At 66.0% G+C, this 13,773-nt stretch carries 14 protein-coding genes and 2 pseudogenes; 12 read left to right on the forward strand and 4 right to left on the reverse strand.

All coding sequences use genetic code 11. The features are described from left to right. Nucleotides 1-81 precede the first annotated feature (81 nt). Nucleotides 82-819: an SDR family NAD(P)-dependent oxidoreductase gene (locus W823_RS53400; RefSeq protein ID WP_031333423.1), complete on the reverse strand. Its 738-nt coding sequence runs from the start codon at nucleotides 817-819 to the stop codon at nucleotides 82-84. A gap of 158 nt (nucleotides 820-977) precedes the next feature. On the opposite strand from W823_RS53400, the gene W823_RS0130815 reads away from it, so the two are divergent. The 3 genes from W823_RS0130815 (at nucleotide 978) to W823_RS53410 (ending at nucleotide 2,660) form a co-directional block, all read left to right on the forward strand. Continuing rightward, entirely contained in the window at nucleotides 978-1,259 is a 282-nt protein-coding gene (locus tag W823_RS0130815) for a DUF3253 domain-containing protein (RefSeq protein ID WP_023962520.1), read from the forward strand. An 84-nt stretch (nucleotides 1,260-1,343) separates the two neighbouring features. After that, entirely contained in the window at nucleotides 1,344-1,931 is a 588-nt protein-coding gene (locus W823_RS53405; RefSeq protein ID WP_023962521.1) for a carboxymuconolactone decarboxylase family protein, read from the forward strand. Between the two features lie 69 nt (nucleotides 1,932-2,000). Further along, nucleotides 2,001-2,660: a response regulator transcription factor gene (locus W823_RS53410; protein ID WP_031333427.1), complete on the forward strand. Its 660-nt coding sequence runs from the start codon at nucleotides 2,001-2,003 to the stop codon at nucleotides 2,658-2,660. 35 nt (nucleotides 2,661-2,695) lie between these two features. Here the strand turns inward: W823_RS53410 and W823_RS53415 are convergent, their stop codons facing one another. Beyond that, complete coding sequence (locus W823_RS53415) at nucleotides 2,696-3,064, reverse strand: response regulator (protein ID WP_023962523.1); 369 nt, start codon at nucleotides 3,062-3,064, stop codon at nucleotides 2,696-2,698. Between the two features lie 170 nt (nucleotides 3,065-3,234). Here W823_RS53415 and W823_RS53420 point away from each other — a divergent pair, with 170 nt between their 5' ends. From W823_RS53420 to W823_RS53450, 9 genes and pseudogenes are all read left to right on the forward strand, one after another. Continuing rightward, nucleotides 3,235-5,094, forward strand: a complete 1,860-nt coding sequence (locus W823_RS53420) for a GAF domain-containing protein (RefSeq protein WP_023962524.1) — start codon at nucleotides 3,235-3,237, stop codon at nucleotides 5,092-5,094. A 147-nt stretch (nucleotides 5,095-5,241) separates the two neighbouring features. Further along, nucleotides 5,242-6,063, forward strand: coding sequence for an alpha/beta fold hydrolase (locus W823_RS53425; protein WP_023962525.1), 822 nt, complete (start codon nucleotides 5,242-5,244; stop codon nucleotides 6,061-6,063). 50 nt (nucleotides 6,064-6,113) lie between these two features. Beyond that, nucleotides 6,114-6,854 carry an alpha/beta fold hydrolase gene (locus W823_RS53430; protein WP_023962526.1) on the forward strand — a complete coding sequence of 247 codons (741 nt, stop codon included), beginning with the start codon at nucleotides 6,114-6,116 and terminating at the stop codon, nucleotides 6,852-6,854. A 103-nt stretch (nucleotides 6,855-6,957) separates the two neighbouring features. Then, on the forward strand, nucleotides 6,958-7,794 hold the full coding sequence (locus W823_RS53435; RefSeq protein ID WP_031333431.1) for an NmrA family NAD(P)-binding protein: 837 nt from the start codon (nucleotides 6,958-6,960) through the stop codon (nucleotides 7,792-7,794). Then, nucleotides 7,791-7,892: pseudogene (locus W823_RS59780) on the forward strand (hypothetical protein); the annotation flags it as partial. The gene W823_RS53435 and the pseudogene W823_RS59780, both read left to right, overlap by 4 nt. A gap of 40 nt (nucleotides 7,893-7,932) precedes the next feature. After that, a pseudogene (locus W823_RS53440) lies at nucleotides 7,933-9,500 on the forward strand (MFS transporter). Beyond that, nucleotides 9,497-10,450 carry an FO synthase gene (locus W823_RS53445; protein ID WP_235189672.1) on the forward strand — a complete coding sequence of 318 codons (954 nt, stop codon included), beginning with the start codon at nucleotides 9,497-9,499 and terminating at the stop codon, nucleotides 10,448-10,450. Before W823_RS53440 ends, W823_RS53445 begins: the two are co-directional and overlap by 4 nt. After that, nucleotides 10,450-10,620: a hypothetical protein gene (locus W823_RS59160; RefSeq protein WP_235189673.1), complete on the forward strand. Its 171-nt coding sequence runs from the start codon at nucleotides 10,450-10,452 to the stop codon at nucleotides 10,618-10,620. Before W823_RS53445 ends, W823_RS59160 begins: the two co-directional genes overlap by 1 nt. Continuing rightward, entirely contained in the window at nucleotides 10,617-12,122 is a 1,506-nt protein-coding gene (locus W823_RS53450; protein ID WP_038254554.1) for an NAD(P)/FAD-dependent oxidoreductase, read from the forward strand. The genes W823_RS59160 and W823_RS53450 overlap by 4 nt, the downstream gene beginning before the upstream one ends. A gap of 8 nt (nucleotides 12,123-12,130) precedes the next feature. Here the strand turns inward: W823_RS53450 and sigJ are convergent, their stop codons facing one another. Together sigJ and W823_RS53460 are read right to left on the reverse strand one after the other, a co-directional pair. Further along, the gene (sigJ, locus tag W823_RS53455) at nucleotides 12,131-13,048 is read right to left on the reverse strand and encodes an RNA polymerase sigma factor SigJ (protein ID WP_023962529.1); all 918 of its coding nucleotides are present in this window, start codon (nucleotides 13,046-13,048) and stop codon (nucleotides 12,131-12,133) included. A gap of 31 nt (nucleotides 13,049-13,079) precedes the next feature. Next, nucleotides 13,080-13,658, reverse strand: a complete 579-nt coding sequence (locus W823_RS53460; RefSeq protein ID WP_023962530.1) for a TerD family protein — start codon at nucleotides 13,656-13,658, stop codon at nucleotides 13,080-13,082. Between the last annotated feature and the right edge of the window lie 115 nt (nucleotides 13,659-13,773).

Consider the following 13,773-nt stretch of genomic DNA (forward strand, 5'->3'; position numbering starts at 1 on the left):
GCGGCAGTGCCGGCAACTGTCCGCCTCTCTGCGATCACAGGTTCGGGGCTCTCACCTCGCACCCACCAACCCCGACACCGGCTACCAGCGTACGGGCCCAGCCGCGTCGATGAAGGTGCCCGACTCGGCATCGTCGGGAAGCGTCGCCGCACGCAGCACAACGGCCGCTGCCTCCTCCGCGGTCAACGGCGCCTGCGTCCGGTTGCCGGGAGCGAGATCGGTTTGCACATGACCCGGGCACACCGACGTGACCTTGACGGTGGTGCCGGCCAGCATCTTCGCCAGCCCGATGGTGATGCTGTTCACCGCCGCCTTGGACGCCTGATAGGCAGGAACGACCATCGAATAGTACTGCGACTGAACATCTTTCTGATCCGCCAAGGAGCCCATGGTGCTCGATACGTTGACGATGCGGCCGCCGGCACTACGCCAGATGAGCGGCAGCATCGCCTCGACCACATTGAGGACCCCAAGGGTGTTGACACTGAAGGTCTTCGCGGCGGCCGACGGATGACTGAAGTTGATCTCGGCCGGCTGTGTGGCCTCGGGCAGGACACCGGCGTTGTTCACCAGAACGTCCAGCCGATCATGGCGGTTGGCGAGTTCGTGAGCCGCGCATCGAGCACTTTCGAAGGACTCCACGTCGAGGACCAGGCTTTCCGCGCGCAGGCCCTCCTCGCGTAGATCGGCGGCCAGGGACTCGATCCGCCCGCCGTCGCGGCCACTGATGATGACGGTGTTCCCTGCGCGGCCCAGTGCCCACGCAGTGGCAAGGCCCAGGCCCCGGCTCGATCCGGTGACCAATGCGACTTTTGACACGATGACTCCAACTCTCTGTGTGACAACCACTTTCACGCTCCGGTGAAGCGCGACATCAGTTCATCTCACGTCCACGGGCGGTGCTGGCGGGAATCGGACCTCGCGTCGCGGGGGAGGGGGACGTTGACGGTGGGCCACCGCGACGGGAAGCTGGGCAGATGGCCCACACGAACGGCGGGGCGCCGGACGGCACCGATGACGTTTCCCTCACGGCGAAGATCCGTGACCTGCTGAGCGCGAGGTCGCCGGATTCGAGTATCTGCCCGTCGGATGTCGCGCGAGCGGTTGCCCCTGATGACTGGCGCCCGCTGATGGAACCGGTGCGCGCGGTCGCGCGCCAGCTGATGGCGGACGGCGAAGTCCAGATCACCCAGGGCGGTGACGTGGTCGACGATCCGGCGAACGTCCGAGGTCCAATCCGTATTCGCTGGACTCGCTGAGCGCGCCTGTCACGTTGTGCGCTGCTGTGTCGTCCTTCAGATAGGGGCGTACGGTGCGCTCGCCTGAAACAGGAGGTTCCTCACGTGGCACGTATTCCAGCAGTCAACCCCGATGACGCCGGTCTGATGGTGAAGGGGGCGTATCGGTACGCGGCCCGCAGGTTCGGCTCGGTGCCCGAACCGTTTGCCGTGACCGCCCATCACCGCGGTCTGTTCCTGGCATCGGCGATACACGAGACGGCCGTGGAGAAGGCGTCGACGGTGTTGCCGTCGAACATCCGGGAAATCGCGGTGTTCCGTACGGCCTGGACGATCGGGTGTTCGTGGTGCGTCGACTTCGGCACCATGCTGCAACGTCTCGACGGCCTCGACATCGACCGGCTCCGGGACATCGCCGAGTACGAGAGTTCGCCGCACTACAGCGACGACGAACGGGCCGCGATCGCCTACTCCGATGCGATCACAGCAACGCCGACCACGGTCACCGACGAGCAGGTGGCCGATCTGCGTGAGCGTTTCGGCGACGCCGGAGTCGTGGAGCTGACGTATCAGATCGGGCTGGAGAATCAGCGCGCGCGGATGTACTCGGCGCTCGGTATCACCGACCAGGGATTCTCGACCGACTCCTGCCGGGTGCCGTGGGCCGATCCCGACACAGCGGTGGCGGACTGACCGCGGCGACCGTCGGACCGACCGGGCACACTGGTGCAGGCAGGTGACGCGATCTACGAAGGGACTCACATGTCGGCCGGATTGTCCGTGGTGATCGCCGACGACGATGTGTTGCTTCGGGCAGGCCTGTCGAGCCTGCTGACGCAGGCAGGGCTGGATGTGGTCGGCCAGGCCGGCGACGCCGATGAACTGCTCACGCTGGTTCGGGTCGAACCGCCACAACTGGCCATCATCGACATCCGGATGCCACCGTCGCACACCTCGGAGGGTCTCGACGCCGCGCTGCAGATCCGCAAGGAGTTCCCCTCCGTGTCGATGCTCCTGTTGTCGGCACACGTGGAGGTCGACCACGCGCTCGAGTTGCTCGACGGTGGCCGGGGGATCGGCTACCTGCTCAAGAGCCGGGTCACCGACGTCACCGATTTTGTCGACACCGTGGGTCGAATCGCGAACGGTGCGTCGGTGATCGACCCCGCTCTGGTGCATGAGCTGGTGGCCGCGCGACGGCGTGATGATCCGCTCGGTGCCCTCAGCGCACGGGAACGAGATGTGCTGACGTTGATGGCGGAAGGGCTCTCCAACGCCGGTATCGGGCGCAGGCTGTGGATCACTGAGGGCACCGTGGAAAAGCATGTCCGAAGCATCCTGACCAAGCTGGATCTCGCCGATACAGCCGACGACCACCGGCGGGTCCGGGCAGTGATCATGTACCTCGATGCGATGAGCTGATCACCCACGGACTCAAGGGGTTTGCCGACCTGACGTCAGCTCAGAATGCGCGTGATCGACTCGGCGGACAGTTCGAACTTCGGCAGGAACCCGATCGCTGAGCTCGCATCCACCATGTCAGCGAAATCTTCCTCATCGTGAGTGGAGACGAGGATGACGGCGGGAACCGGGTCCGGCCGGGTGTCCAAAAGCGCTTCGACCACATCGAAGCCGCTTTCACCGCCGAGGTCGATGTCCACCAGGATCAGGTCGGGCCGGGTGTCGGCAGCCGTCTGTACCGCCGCGGCGAGTGTCGCGGCGGTGCCGACAACCGTCATGCCGGCAGCCTCCAGCAACCTCTGCGCCGCAGCGCAGAAGGCGACGCTGTCATCGACGATGAGGCAGCGATGGTCGGAGGGCTTCACTCTTCGAGGGTGTCAGACGGACGCGCGCGGGGCATTCCCGCTAGCAGGAACATTTCGCCGCCGAAAGCGGCGCGGGCCGCAGTGGCCGGCGACGAGCCGCCTGGCCGACAACGGCACTATCATCGGCGTGTGCTCGGACGAACAAGCAGGCTGCACCGCAGGTCTGCACGATGATCTCTGCGGCTCGGTCAGGAACAGAGTTCAGTACCGATCGCGGTTCTTGGCGTGACAGGCTCGCCACCACGGTGCTCCGGCCCAGCGCTCCACCTCTGGGGTGGGGTATCGCGATCGCGTGCGGCTTCATTGCCACCGAGATGCTCGTGGTGCATCTGCTCGAACAGATCGCCCCCAATTCCGCGTTCGGCGCGGTCTTCCTGTTCGGTGTCCTGGTCGTGTCGGCCGGATGGGGTTTCGGCCTCGCGCTTGTCACATCGGTGGCCAGCGCAACGGCCTACGCGTACGTGCATGTGTCGGAGAACAGTGAGAGCCTGGTCCCCGCCGTGGTGGTGTTCTCGACGCTGGCGATACTGACCAATGTGCTGGTGGGCCAGTCTCGGCTTCGCGCAGTCGAATCCGATCAACGCCGGCGGGAAGCCGACCTGCTGGCCGCGTTCGCGCGCACCATGCTGCGCGAGTCGATGTCACCGGAGATGTTCGAGAAGGCCAGCTCTCGGCTGTCCGACGTACTCGAACTGCCGCCGCCGCATGTGGTCCTCGGCCCGGCTGAGACGACTCCGGCATCAGATCAGCAGCGAATTCCGCTGCGCGACAACGGCCTCGATCTCGGCGCCCTGCTGGTGCCCGCCACGCTCGATGCCGCGGACTCGCGCCGTGTCCGGCGGATCGTGCCTGCCCTCGAAGCGCTGCTGGCCGCTGCCCGTGACCGGGAACAGCTCCATGAGCAGACGGTCAGACTGGCGCGTCAGCAGGCCGCGCTGCGCAGGGTTGCGACCCTGGTGGCCCTGCGTGTGGAGCCCGACGACGTATATCCGGCCGTCGCGCGGGAACTCGGGTCCGGACTGGGTGCCGAGCACGTGTCGGTGGTGCGGTTCGAGGACGGGCACGGTGTTGTGCTCGCGGCCTGGGACGACGAGCGCAACGAGAACCGCCTCACTCCCGGTGAGCGGCTCGAACTGGGTGGGAACAACATCTGCACCATTGTTCTGACCACCGGGGAACCAGCGGCCATCGATTACACCGCCGCCACCGGCCCGATTGCCGATCGCATGCACCAGCGGGGACTGGTCTGTGGGCTCGGAGTGCCGATCACCATCGACGGCGACGTCTGGGGCGCGGTGGTGGTCGCGTCGTCAGACCGTGCACCTCAGCTCGAGATCCAGACTCGGATGACCGATTTCGCCGACCTGGTGGCCACCGCGGTCTACAACTGCGAGACGCGGGCTCAACTCACCCAGTCGCGTGCACGTGTCATCGCAGCGGCCGACCAGGCGCGTCGGACCATCGAACGCGACCTCCACGACGGCGCCCAGCAACGCATCGTCTCCCTGGGCATGGAGTTGAGGGCTGCGCAGGCGGCCGTCCCCACGGACCGGGAGGACCTACGACTCCGGCTGGACCGCAGCGTCGATGCGCTCACGCACGTACACACAGATCTTCAGGAACTCTCGCGCGGCATCCACCCTGCGATCCTCTCCCGGGGTGGGCTCGGCCCGGCACTCAAGACCCTCGCCCGCCGATCACCGGTACCGGTGTCCCTGTCCATCGACATCCCCTGGAGACTGCCCGACCCTGTGGAAGTCGCCGCCTACTATGTCGTGGCCGAGGCGTTGACCAACACCGCGAAGTACGCCGACGCCTCCGAGGTCACGATCACTGCGGCGATCACCGATGAAGTTCTCGACCTCACCGTGTGCGACGACGGCGACGGCGGGGCGGACACCGGCGCGGGATCAGGTCTGATCGGCCTGCAGGATCGAATCGAAGCCGTCGGGGGCACATTCACCGTGTCGAGTCCGGTGGGTGAGGGTACGAAGCTCACCGTGCGGATACCCGTCGGACGCGACGCCTGACACCTGAAGCCTCACACCCACTACCGGCTAGCCGGTAGTGGCACCTCCCGTCACCATCCCCCGGGTTTGGACGCCAGCAGCGTCGACACAGCTGCCGCGATGGACGAATGTTGATGTCACCACGTCGAAGCGACCACAGGAGACACCATGCCGTACATCACCACCACCGACGGAACCGAGATCTACTACACCGAGCAGGGCAGTGGCCAGCCGGTCATCCTGAGCCACGGATGGCCACTGTCGTCGGACGCCTGGCAGCTCGAACTGAAGCTGCTCGCAGACGCCGGCTACCGGGCCATCGCCCATGATCGCCGCGGCCACGGCCGGTCGTCGAAGACCTACCAGGGTAACGACATGGACACCTACGCAAAAGACCTCGCCGAGCTCGTCGAGGCGCTCGATCTGCGCGACCTGGTCCTGATCGGACACTCCACCGGTGGTGGCGAAGTGGTCCGTTACGCCGCCCAGCACGGCGGAGACCGGGTCGCCAAGGTGATCACCGCCGGCGCCGTCCCGCCGGTCATGCTGAAGTCGGAGTCCAACCCCGAAGGCACTCCGATCGAAGCCCTCGACGACATCCGCAATGGTGTGCTGACCGACCGCTCGCAGTTCTACCAGGACCTGAGTGTGCCCTTCTTCGGTGCCAATCGCGACGGCGCCGAGGTCTCTGAAGGCGCCAAGGACGACTTCTGGCGCCAGGGCATGTTGGTGAATCTCGCCGCTGCCTATGACTGCGTGAAGGCGTTCTCCGAGACCGACTTCACCGAGGACCTCAAGGCCCTCGACGTCCCCATCTTCATCGCTCACGGCGACGACGATCAGATCGTCCCCATCGCCGCTGCGGCCGAGAAGACCATCAACCTCGTCAAAGACGGCACCTTGAAGGTGTACCCCGGTGCCCCGCACGGCATTTACGGCGAGTACCAGAAGGCCCTGGACGCAGACATCCTCGAGTTCATCGCCAAGTAGCAGCATCCCGGCCACACCCTCTCAGCACTTCTAGACAACGGAGTTCGTTCATGTCTGCAACACCCACCATCGTTCTCATCCACGGTGCATTTGCCGATGCTGCCAGCTGGACCCCGGTGACCCGCCGTCTGCTCGACAAGGGCCACACCGTTCTTGCGCCCCCGGTTCCCAACCGGAGCCTGCTCGGCGACTCGGCCTACATCCGCTCGTTCGTCGAGCAGATCGACGGCCCAGTGGTTTTGGTCGGTCACTCCTACGGTGGCGCCGTGATCACCGTTGCCGGTGCCGCCGACAACGTTGTCGGCCTGGTGTATGTCTCCGGGTACGCACTCGAAGAAGGCGAGAGCCTCGGCGAACTGCAGGGCCGGTTCCCGGATTCCGACCTCGCGGCCAATCTTGTGTACACGCCGTTCCCGATCGAGGGTGCCGAGCCGGGCACCGACGTCTCGGTCAAGATCAGCGCGTTCCCGGCCGTCTTCGCCGCGGGTATCCCGCAGGAGGACTCAGAGGTGCTCGCCGTCTCGCAACGACCACTGGCCGCCGCGGCCTTCGGTGAAGCAGCACCGGTCGCCGCTTGGAAGACCAAGCCCGCGTGGGGAATTGTCAGCAGCAACGACCACACGATCAACCCGGACGTCGAGCGTTTCGGGTACGAGCGTGCGGGCCTGAAGAAGGTTGTCGAACTCGACGCCCCGCACCTGGTGATGCTGGCCAAGCCGGCTGAGGTTGTCGCCCTCATCGAAGAGGCGGTCACTGCGGTGACCCAGGAAAGCGCCGTCGCGAGCGCTTGATGTTCCAACGCGCCGCCCCTGGTCGACGTGCCGGGGGCGGTGCGCCCACTTGCGTAGACATTCACCATTGACCGACAGAGAGTCCGACAGAGAGTCCGAGAAGATGAGTAACGCGTACGTGGTGGTCGGGGCAACTGGAGCTCAAGGTGGCGCAGTGGCCGCAGCGTTGCTGTCGAGAGGGCTACCGGTGCGTGCAGTGGTCCGGCGCCCGGAGTCGACCCGAGCCCGCCGGCTCGCAGATGCGGGTGCATCACTCGCTGTTGCCGACCTCGACGACCCGAAGAGCCTCGCCGCCGCGTTCGCGGGAGCCGCCGGTGTCTTCGCTCTCACCACGCCGTTCGAACGTGGACCGGATGAGGAAGTCTCGCAGGGGATCTCGATCATCGAAGCAGCGTCCACCGCCGGTGTTCCTCATCTTGTCTTCTCCTCGGTGGCCAGTGCTGATCGCCACACCGGAATCCCGCACTTCGAGAGCAAAGCAGTTGTCGAGGCGGCGTTGATGCGGTCGGGCGTTGCCAGCACGATCGTCGGCCCCACATACTTCTACGACAACCTCCTGGCCGGAATCGACCAGGTGCGTGGGGGAGTACTCGAGCTCGCGATCGGTGAAGATACTCCATTACAACAGCTTTCACGTCGCGACCTCGGCGAGTTCGTCGCGACGGTCTTCGAGGACCCGGCGCGCCACGTGGGCCTGCGGATCGACATCGCGTCCGACGCACCGACACCCGCCCAGATGGCGGAAGCGTTGGGGCAGCGGCTCGGCCGCACCGTTCGGTTGCGGACAATCGATGCTTCCCACATCGGTTCAGCGGACATGCGGGCGATGTTCGGGTACCTGGGCGACACCGGATATGCGGCCGACATCCCCGCTCTGCACACCGCATACCCGGCAGTCGGGTGGCAATCGTTCACCGATTGGCTGGACGAAACGCTATGACCACCACTGCGGAGTCCGCGTCGCAGGTGTCCGCATGGGCGCCGTTGCGCAACAAGATCTATCGATATCTGTTCATTGCGCAGCTCGTCTCGAACATCGGTCTGTGGATGCAGACCGTCGGGGCCCCAATGGTTCCTGGTGGAGCACGACAGCAGCGCCACCATCGTCGCGCTCGTCCAGACTGCGAGTCTGCTGCCGACGCTGTTCTTGGCCTTGCCCGCCGGTGGACTCGCCGATCTCCTCGATCGCAGGCGCCTGCTGATCGCGGTCAGTACCTACACCGCGGTGGCTGCGGGGGTCACCACATTCCTGGCCTGGACCGATGTGCTGACGCCTGTGATGCTGCTGGCGATGACGTTCCTGCTCGGATGCGGTTCGGCACTGTCGGCTCCGGCGTGGCAGGCCATCCAGCCAGAGCTCGTTCCGCGCGAACAGATCCCGGCAGCGTCGTCGCTGGGGAGTGTCACCGTGAACGCGGCACGTGCGGTGGGTCCGGCGATCGGCGGAGTGGTGGTGGCCGCGGCCGGGCCGGCCGCGGTGTTCGCGATCAATGCCGTGTCGTTCCTGGCGATCATCGGTGCGCTGGTGTGGTGGCGGCGACCCGCCGACGCCCCAGGTGTGGACCGTGAGCGGTTGGGACGGTCGCTGGTGACCGGTCTGCACTACGTGCACGCAGCACCCATCGTTCGCCGGATCATGGTGCGATCGGCAGTCTTCGCCTTCCCGGCATCTGCCTCTGGGCTCTGCTGCCGCTGGCGTCGAGCGAGCACCTTCATTTCGGGGCATCGGGTTACGGCCTGGTACTGGGCATGCTCGGTGTCGGGGCGGTGGCCGGCGTCGCGATCTACCCGCGCCTGCGGAAGAAGTTGTCGCCCAACGCCTTGCTGGCGGCTTCGGCGATCGCGTACGGGGTGGGAGTGGTCGCGGTCGGCGTGTTGCCGGTGTGGGCGGTGCTGCCGCTGCTCCTTGTGGCCGGAGCTGCCTGGATCGCAACTCTCACCACGCTCAACGCAGCGATCCAGCTGTCGCTGTCGCACTGGGTGCGGGCCCGCGGGATGTCGATCTACCTGCTCGTGTTCATGGGATCGCAGGCTCTCGGATCGTTTGTGTGGGGTGTGGTGGCGTCCCACACGAGCTTTGTCACGGCGTTGCTCATCTCGGCGGCCCTGCTTGTCGCCGCGGCGGCCAGCGTCACGGTGGTACCGCTGCGGCCCGAGACGGGGACACTGCCGCGAGGTGTGTCCACTGCCTGGCCCACTCCGATGGTGGTGTTCGGACCCGAACCCGATGACGGCCCTGTTGTCGTCTCGGTGACTTATCGCGTGCGGCCCGCAGAGTTGGACCAGTTCGATCAGGCGATGGCCGCCGTGGGGAAGGCGCGGCGGCGGACCGGCGGATACTCGTGGGGCCTGTACCGCCATGGCGCCGACTCGGACCTGCGGGTGGAACAGTTCACCGTTCCCTCGTGGAGTGATTACAAGCGGCAGACCACCGAGCGCTGGACGGAGTCGGACCACCAACTGATCACCGCGGCGTTGTCGCACACGGTGACCGGCGCAACCGAAGAAGAACGTCAACTGTTCGCGGTCGGGCCCCGGACCGGCCGCCATCCGGCGCGGGCTGGGGAGCACATCGGCCAAGTCGGCGAACCGAACGGTACCGCTGAACGGGAGGAGTTGCGGCACGGTTCTACAGTCAAGGGATGAAGTTGCGATCGTCATGGGCCGCCGACCACCACATGCCGCCGGCCGTGGTGCAACCGGTCCTGCGACGGTTGGCTCGCGATCCCGGTTCGATCGACGACCTGGAGTGGAGCTATCTACTGCAGGCCGACGGTCCTGACCTGGACGAACTCTGTGCGTTGGCCGATGCCGCCCGGCGCGAGACCACTGGTGATGACCTCACCTTTGTCGCCAACCGCAACTTCGAGACGGCAGCCGTGCTGGCCGGCGGTGGCGGTGTGAGCCTGGAAAACCTTGTTGCGGAGGCCTGGGAACTCGGTGCGACCGAGATCTGCCTGCAGGGTCCTGTTCCGGCGACCGAGTCCGCCGCCGAATACCTGGAGCTGATCAAGCGGATCAAATCGGTCGCGCCCGAGATCCATGTCCACGCCTACCGCGCAACGGAGGTGTTCGACGCCGCAACTCGACTCGACGTCACCGCCGGAGAGTTCCTGCGGTCGGCCCGCGAGGCGGGCCTTGACACCGTGCCCGGCACTGCCGCGCAGGTACTCGACGACCACGTGCGCCGCGCCCTGTCGCCCGACGGCCGCGGACTGTCGGTCGCCGCGTGGGTGGACACGATCATCACCGCACACCAGACGGGTCTGAAATCGACCGCGACGATGCTCTACGGTCACATCGAGGACCCGATTCATCAGGTGGCCCACCTGCATCTGCTGGCCGACATCCAGCACCGCACGTCCGGCTTCACCGAACTCATCCTCATGCCGATGCTTCCCGAGAACGCCCCACCCCACGTCCGGGATCAAGCGGTCCAGGGCCCCACGCTCCGCGAGACCCGGGCAGTGCACGCGGTGGCACGGCTGATGATGCTCGGCACCATCGACCACGTACAGGCGGCGTGGACCAAACTCGACGCGACGCGCTGCGTGCCGTGCTCCGCGGTGGTGCCGACGATGTCGGCGGTGTCCTGATGGACGGAACGCTCCGGCCCGACGCCGGGCCCGAGAGTGGCAGACAGCTTTCGCCCGACGATGTGACGGCGTTGGGCAAAGAACTCGGCCGGACGCCGCGTCAGCGCACGACCGTCTACGAGGACCCACCCGCCGAGCGGGTCGAAGTGTTACGACGGGTCTTCGCGTGACGTCACCTTCCTCATTGCCACACTGCGTCGACGTGGCGATCGTCGGTGCCGGGTTCGCGGGACTCGGCCTGGGTATCCGGCTGGCCCGGTCCGACCGGGAGAGCTTTGTCATTCTCGAACGCGGCGATTCGGTGGGCGGCACGTGGCGGGACAACCATTACCCGGGCGTCGCATGCGACGTACCCGCACATGTCTACTCGTATTCGTTCCGGCCTCCCGGTGACTGGACCTCGCTGTTCGCGTCGGGGCCGGAGATCCACGAGTATCTGACCCGAGCGGTGGACGAGGAGGGTCTGACGCCGCACCTGCATCTGAATACCGATGTGGCACAGGCTCGATGGCTTCCGGATCAGCTCTGCTGGCTGGTGGCGACCAACGCGGGCGAGATGCGGGCCCGCGTGCTCGTCGTGGCGGTCGGCCGGTTGGCCGATCCGCTCATGCCCGAGGTCAGTGGCTCGGACACATTCTCCGGCAGAGTTTTTCACACCGCCCAGTGGGACGACGAAGCCCCGATCGACGGCACACGCGTCGGCATCGTCGGCACCGGGGCATCGGCGGTTCAACTCACGCCACACCTCGCTGAGCGTGCCGGAGAACTCGTCGTCTTCTCGCGCAGCGCGCCTTATGTGGTGCCGCGAGGCAATCGGGAATACAGCGAACCCGAGCGTGTGCAACTGCAGGTGAAGGCCAACGCAGACCGCCTGAGGGAAGAGCTCTTCACCGAGGCCGACAAAGCATTTGCGCAGCGTCGGGGGCTCCGACCGGACATCGATGAGATTCGGGCCCGCGCGCTGGGACATCTGACTGCCCAGATCGGCGATCCGGATCTCCGACGATCCCTGACGCCGGACTACGAAATCGGTTGCAAGCGAATACTTCTCAGTGACGAGTTCTACCCGGCGCTGACGAGGCCGTCGGTGACGCTGGAACCCTCCGCGCTCGCGGCGTTCGCCGGTGACTCGGTGGTCGCGGCCAGCGGGCGTTCCTACGATCTCGACGTTGTTGTCATGGCCACCGGATTCGAGGCTGCCAGGCCCGCGTTCGCCGAGAGGGTTGCGGGTGTGGGCGGGGAACTGCTCTCCGACCATTGGGGCGAGGGCATGGTGTCGTACGCGTCCACCGCCGTCAGTGGCTTCCCGAACATGTTCGTATTGGACGGCCCCAATGCCGCCCTCGGCCACAACTCCGCGATCTACATGATCGAGACGCAGATCGACTACGTCCTGGGCGCGCTTGACCACCTGTGGCGCAACAGTGGGCTGGCGCTCGAGGTGTCCGCGGATGCCGAGCGCGACTACACGCGGGAGATCGACGAGCGTAGTGCATCGACTGTGTGGCTCAGTGGTTGCAGCAGTTGGTATCTCGACCCCCAGAGCGGACGGTTGACCTTGCTGTGGCCTGGTACCGGTCGCTCGTTCCGGGAACGCAACGGCACCTTTGATCCGCACCGCTACGAGAAGGTCAGCGCGGTCGGTGTGGGCCAGGAGTGCCGGGTTTCCTGACCCTGTGCTCACCGGTCAGATGAGCGCACGTCCGGTACCGCCTTCAGTTTCGCGGGGTCCGCGATGTCGTAGATGGCCGCCACACGGCCGTCGCGGACCACAAAGCAACTGGCGCGAGCCGGGGATGCGCGACGGTCGCCGGCAGCGTCCCATCCGGCGCTGTACGCACCGAGTTCGCCGTTGACGAGCACCGGGATCTGCTCGGACAGGAACGACTCGCCGTACCGTCGGACCAGCCCCAGTAGGAATCGCGCGACGCCGTCGGCGCCGTGGATGGGCTTGACCGCTGTGGGGGTGGTGCGGTTCGCATCACCCACGATCATGGCGTCCGGATCCAGCGCAGCCACAACGGAAACGACGTCTTTCGAGGCCAGCGCAGCAACGAGGCGTTGCACCGCCTCTGCTTGCTCGGCTTCGGAAACCGGCGCCGGCACTCCTGAGACGATTCTCCTGGCACGTGAGGCCATTTGGCGGGCCGAGGCCGCGTTCACACCCAGGAGGCTGCCGATCTCGGCGAACGGCACGCCGAAACCGTCATGCATCACGAATGCGACGCGCATCTGGGGAGTCAGGGTCTCGAGCACCACCATCGCGGCGTATCGGCTGTCTTCCGCGGCGACCACCGCCTGCAGTGGATCTTGTGAATCGCCGGACGGTAGCGCGGTGACCACGGGCTCGGGAAGCCATTGGCCCACATACTGTTCTCGTCGAACCGCTGCCGACCGGAGCCGATCGAGGCAGATGCGCCCGACCACGGTGGTCAGCCAGGCGCCGAGGTCGTTGATCGAGTCGACATCGACATCGGCCAGACGCAGCCACGATTCCTGCACGGCGTCCTCGGCGTCCGTGACACTCCCGGTGATTCGATATCCCACCGCGAGCAGGCGAGTGCGTTGATCCTGGAATCGGTCCGCGAGACTCGGCATGGGGTGATCGTAGGCGGACGTCGGCCGGTTCTCAGCCGATGTTGACCCCGTAGTCGCGAGCGATGCCGGCGAGCCCTGATGCGTATCCCTGGCCTACTGCCCGGAACTTCCACTCGCCGCTGCGCCGGTAGATCTCGCCGAACACCATCGCAGTCTCGGTCGATGCGTCCTCGCTCAGGTCGTAGCGCGCGAGTTCCCGTCCGTCGGCCTGGTTGACCACCCGGATGAACGCGCCGTGCACCTGGCCGAAGCTCTGGCCGTGGATATCGGCCTCGTGGATGGTGACCGGAAAGATGATGGAGTCGACGTCCGGCGAGAGGGCCTTCAGATCGACGGTGATCGTCTCGTCGTCGCCCTCGCCCTCCCCGGTGCGATTGTCTCCGGTGTGTTCGATGGCCCCGTCGGGGGAACGCAGGTTGTTGTAGAACACAAAAAACGAGTCGTTCAGCACCTTCCGGTTCGCGTTGATCGCAAGGGCACTGGCATCGAGGTCGTAGTCGACACCGGTGGTGGATCGGACATCCCATCCGAGTCCGACGCTCACCGCGGTCAGATTGGGTGCTTCCTTGCTCAGCGAGACGTTTCCGCCTTTGGCCAGGCTCACAGACATGGGCATCCTCCTTGGAGCGGGTTCTTTGGCTTGCAAACCATCCCCTCTAAGAGTACCGATCGGCGCGGCGATCGTGATCCCCGCGGAGATAATTCACTACCTCCGCTTCTGCGGG

Origin of the sequence: Williamsia sp. D3 (assembly GCF_000506245.1) — a bacterium.
Classification (GTDB): domain Bacteria; phylum Actinomycetota; class Actinomycetes; order Mycobacteriales; family Mycobacteriaceae; genus Williamsia; species Williamsia muralis.